Here is a 3610-nt window from a genome sequence, read left to right on the forward strand (position 1 = left end):
TTTGCCAGGTGGTGCTGTGTATATCAACCAGCACAAGTTAAGAAATCGTTGGTGGCAGAGTGCAGTATCGGCGGCGGGGCCGAGTGCTAATATTTTAATAGCTCTACTTCTAGCAATTCCGTTCTGGATTTTTGATGGGGGTAGCTTAGGCTCGATCGATCGCCCAATTCAAGATTCATTTTTATTCGGCGGGTTAGCTTTTTTGCTTTACTTACAAGTCTTTGCAGCGATCCTTAATCTATTGCCAATTCCTGGTTTAGATGGATATGGTATTATCGAGCCTTGGTTATCAAAACCGCTGCAAACTCAGTTTAATGCCTTTAGAAAATATAGCACCTTAGCGATCGTTGGTTTATTTTGGTTCGTACCTTGGTTTAGTGGCTTCACATTTACAGTCATCAGAACGATTACCGATAACCTCCTCCATGTTCCTACCGATTTAATCAGCGTGGGATCGTCTACATTTCGACAACCGATTAATCAAGCGATCGCCATATCTATCTTAATAATCATCGGTTGGGGTCTTAATTCCCCTGAAAACCGTTGGAATAAAAAAGGTAAAGATTTAATTGAGAAAAAGCAATATCCAGCCGCGATCGAATCGTTCCATCGATCGATTAAAGCTAACCCTGACAGCGAGGAAGCTTGGTGGCAAAAAGCCTACTGCCTATGGCAGGTCGATCGTTATGAAGAAGCAATTATGTGCTATCAAAAGGTTATCGACCTTAATTGCGATAACGAACGTGCTTGGTTGAGTATGGGGATACTATTTTTCAGCATCGAGCGATATTCAGATGCAATCTCATCTCTAAAAAAAGCAGTCGAATTAGATTCTAACAATATCGACGGTTACTACTATCTAGGAGTATCTCAGCAGCGAAATCAATCGCTCGAACTGGCAGATGAAACTTTCGATATTGCTCTATCTATATCCCCAAAAGCAGTAAGTATCTTGAATGCTAAAGGTGCTTTATTGCACGAGTTAAAAGATTATTCAGGAGCAATTATCACCTATCAAAAATTAGTCGATTGTGAGCCAAAAAATTCAACTGCTTGGTACGATTTAGCATGTTGTCATGCTTTAGATAATAATGTCGATCGGGCAATTAGTTGCTTACAACAGGCGATCGAACTAGAACCAGATGCATTAAAGCAACATGCTCGAACCGACACCGATTTTAGCTCGATCCGATCGACACCAGCTTTCACACAATTAATTACTTAGTCGATAAATTTGGCAATTCGATCGCGGGAAAGCTATCGAAATTACGATGTACCCAATCCATCCCAACTTCATTATTTAATTTTATTTTCTGCGGCGCATTAGGATAAATATTGCTTAAAATATTTGCATCTTGCTCTACAACCACATTAACCATCTCTAGAAAGTTTTTACGCATCAGCCTAAACAAAGGGTGCTTTAATCGAGCAAACAATAATACATAGGTTCGAGTGCTAGTTTCTGACTCTGGTACGAATAAATGGCATTGAGCTACCGTTCCCGCTGGTAAATTGCCATGAAAAATAACTAAATGTGGAAAGTGATTTTCTAAATGTGCCGATAAAACTTTGGGCATTATCGATAGAGCTGGATTTTTGATTTTTTCCTGAAGACTACTGGGGGCGGTTGGCATGTCATAATAAGCATGAGAATGATGACCCTCATCGATAAAATTACCGAACTGGACTTCAGTAATTTTAAATAGCTCCCGATGAGTGCCATTCTGATGATTGTAATCGTGCATATTTAGCAACATCGATCGCAAATCTGTTGCGATGCTACACTCTCCCGTCGCACCAACAAGTTCGTAATTAGCTGCAATTTCATTCAGAATATTCGGAATCGATATTTTGGGTTCGTAGCCACCATACGACCAAATAAAATCGCCTTGAATAATTAGCTCTAATGGTGCTAATTGAGGTAATGTTTGCTTGTGAGAACCAGGTAAAATAGTACAGCCCCTGGCATCAAATTCAAGCGCGTGAAACGGACAAACTACCGTAGCAGAACCATCAGGTTTTGCTTGACACCAACCCGCCGACAACATCGCCCCCATGTGCGGACACATATTTTCCAGCGCATTAATATTTCCCTGGCGATCTTTCCACAGCACGTAATCTTTGCCATAGAGCGATATTTTGTGCGGTTTATCGACTGTTAGCATAGATTTATGAGCTAATAGCCACGGTGCGCCTTGGAGCATATTCATAGGTTAGTGAATAGTGAATAGGGAGTAGGGAATAGGGGATAGGGAATAGGGAATAGGGGATAGGGGATAGGGGATAGTGAATAGTGAATAGGGAATAGGGGATACAGCTTCGCACCGACAACCTAATCCTCTAAATCCTCTAAATCCTTAAATCCTGGTAAAGCCTCGATACGATAATTTTATGAATAAATCCTCACAAATGTCAAGTGATAATTCTCTCCGCCGTCAACCCAAGCAACAACGCGGACGACAGCGGGTAGCCAAAATTTTGACCGCAGCCGCAGAAGTGTTTGCTAAAGTAGGTTATAGCGCAGCAACTACTCAGCAAATAGCCGATCGAGCTGATACCGCAGTCGGTTCTATTTATCAATTCTTCCCCGACAAGCTGGCGATTTTCCATGCCCTAGAAGCCGAACACATGGAGCAAGTCGCGATCGTTAATACCAAACTTCTCGCCAAAGATATCCGCCGTCCCCTCAGTCAAACGATCGCCGAAATGGTCGATACTCATGCGGAATACTTCGAGCATCCGATCCATCAAATCGTCTATCTACAGTACTTTCTCGCCCCCATACCGGGGCTGTTCGTGCTATTTGACGATGAATTCGATCGGATGGTAATTCAGCAATTTGCCAATATTTGCCAACAGCGCAACCCCACTCTCGATCGCGAACAAAGCGAACTAATTGCCGAAGTCTTCCATCGCACTTACAACGGTTTATTTTTAACTGCCCTGAAAAGCGATCGATTGTATCGCCAGAAGCTTTACACAGAGCTGAAAAAAATTCTCTATGCCTATCTCGATCCCTACATCGGCGACGCTTTATTAATGCATAATAAAGTAATGATATGCGTGAATTGTCATAGCGATCGAGTCGCCAAAAACGGACATCGGCATGGCAAACAACGTTACATTTGCAGAGCTTGTGGCAAACAATTCGCCGACGAGTACAGTCAGCGCGGCTATCCTCCAGAAACTAAGCAGCAGTGTGTAACGCTACATCAGCAGGGAATGAGCTTCCGCGAGATCGAACGCCAAACCGGAGTTTCCCACAATACGGTTATTAATTGGGTGGCTGCTGCAAGTTAAATCCATCATCTCGATCGGCAGGTCTCATCTATTTCGAGTGTAAGATTTAAGTTTAGCCCTATACCCAGTTAACCGTATGTCTGACAATGAGGAACTACCAATCGATTTAGCCCAAATCGAGCGAGATTTGCGAGAGCGCGCGCTGAATAAGCAAAAAGTGGCGTTAGATACACTAGCAAAGGTTTCCGCCGAGATCGCCGTACCGATTCTCGCCCGACTGTTGGAGTCGAGCGACTTTATGCAGAGACGGGTGGCGGTAATGGGTTTGGGCAATCATCAGGTGGAGGAGTCGTTTCAAATATTGGTAAAG

3 protein-coding genes and 1 pseudogene are annotated in these 3610 nt (G+C 43.1%); 3 read left to right on the forward strand and 1 reads right to left on the reverse strand.

Annotated features, from left to right (window positions below):
• Positions 1-1225 (forward strand): tetratricopeptide repeat protein (locus Q0R35_RS10665; RefSeq protein ID WP_295617408.1); only part of this gene is annotated, 1225 nt, incomplete at its 5' end.
• On the opposite strand, the gene Q0R35_RS10670 is transcribed toward Q0R35_RS10665, so the two are convergent.
• Positions 1218-2210 carry a Rieske 2Fe-2S domain-containing protein gene (locus Q0R35_RS10670; RefSeq protein ID WP_295617411.1) on the reverse strand — a complete coding sequence of 331 codons (993 nt, stop codon included), beginning with the start codon at positions 2208-2210 and terminating at the stop codon, positions 1218-1220. The genes Q0R35_RS10665 and Q0R35_RS10670 overlap by 8 nt on opposite strands.
• 181 nt (positions 2211-2391) lie before the next feature.
• Between Q0R35_RS10670 and Q0R35_RS10675 the strand changes: the two genes are divergently transcribed.
• Together Q0R35_RS10675 and Q0R35_RS10680 are read left to right on the forward strand one after the other, a co-directional pair.
• A complete protein-coding gene (locus Q0R35_RS10675; RefSeq protein WP_295617415.1) occupies positions 2392-3300 on the forward strand; it encodes a TetR/AcrR family transcriptional regulator in 909 nt (302 codons plus the stop codon).
• A 76-nt stretch (positions 3301-3376) separates the two neighbouring features.
• A pseudogene (locus Q0R35_RS10680) lies at positions 3377-3610 on the forward strand (HEAT repeat domain-containing protein); the annotation flags it as partial.

This window comes from Chamaesiphon sp. GL140_3_metabinner_50 (assembly GCF_025361915.1).
Lineage (GTDB): Bacteria > Cyanobacteriota > Cyanobacteriia > Cyanobacteriales > Chamaesiphonaceae > Chamaesiphon.

Coding starts and splice junctions, on each gene's coding strand:
- Q0R35_RS10670 (WP_295617411.1), bottom strand. CDS start 2,210: ATGAATATGCTCCAAGGCGCACCGTGGCTATTAGCTCATAAATCTATG.
- Q0R35_RS10675 (WP_295617415.1), top strand. CDS start 2,392: ATGAATAAATCCTCACAAATGTCAAGTGATAATTCTCTCCGCCGTCAA.